1 protein-coding gene is annotated in these 795 nt (G+C 60.9%); it reads left to right on the forward strand.

Going from position 1 to position 795, the window contains the following annotated elements; genetic code table 11:
* A partial coding sequence (locus ACTZWU_RS16715; protein WP_444738490.1) for an NmrA family NAD(P)-binding protein occupies positions 1 to 795 on the forward strand: 795 nt, incomplete at both ends.

Raw genomic sequence — 795 nt, forward strand, 5'->3', positions numbered from 1 at the left:
CTGGCAACATTGCCAGCCGCATCACCAGACAACTCGCACAGCACCCGCAAGTGACGCTGCGCCTCACCAGCAGCCGGCCCGAAGGGGTTGCCAAGCTCAAGGCGAGCCATCCCGATGCGGACGTCATGCAGGCCGACTGGTATGATGTCGAAAGCCTGCACCGCGCATTTGCCGGCATGAATCGCGTCGTGGTGATCCCACCTGACTTTGTGACCGACGAAGAGACGGCAACGCCCAACGTCATCGCCGCAGCGCAGGCTACGCCTGGCGTCGACCTCATTGTGCGACTGCTTGCGAACTCTCAGGCGCAAACGGCGGACGAGATCGACCCCGAATACAAGGATGTGAAGGTCGGAAGCAGCATCCATTCCATCGCGCAGAGCATCTATGCCAAAAGCAACGTCCCCGTGACGTTCGTCAACGCGGGCGCGTGGTTCTGCAACAACTTCTCTTGGATGATCGCGGATGATGTCCGGCGTCACCGCCAGATCCGCTTGCCCCACGACGCCTCGCGGTTCTGGCTGGATGACGACGACCTGGCTGCAGCCTTTGTGAAGGTTCTTTTGGAGGGCCCGGAAAAGCACGTCGGCCAGAACTACATGCTGAACGGCCTCGGCCGCTATCGCTTCAGCGATGTCGCCGCAGTCATCAGTGCCGAACTCGGCGAACCCGTTGAATATGTGGACACTGAAGACGGCATCCGCGACTTCGCGAGCGAACAGGCCGAGGCGCTGATCACTTACATGAAGCACGAAAGCCGCATCTGGGATCAGGGCAAGGGCAGTGCCGACTTCC

The sequence above is a fragment of the Paracoccus sp. NSM genome (genome assembly GCF_052379855.1).
Lineage (GTDB): Bacteria > Pseudomonadota > Alphaproteobacteria > Rhodobacterales > Rhodobacteraceae > Paracoccus.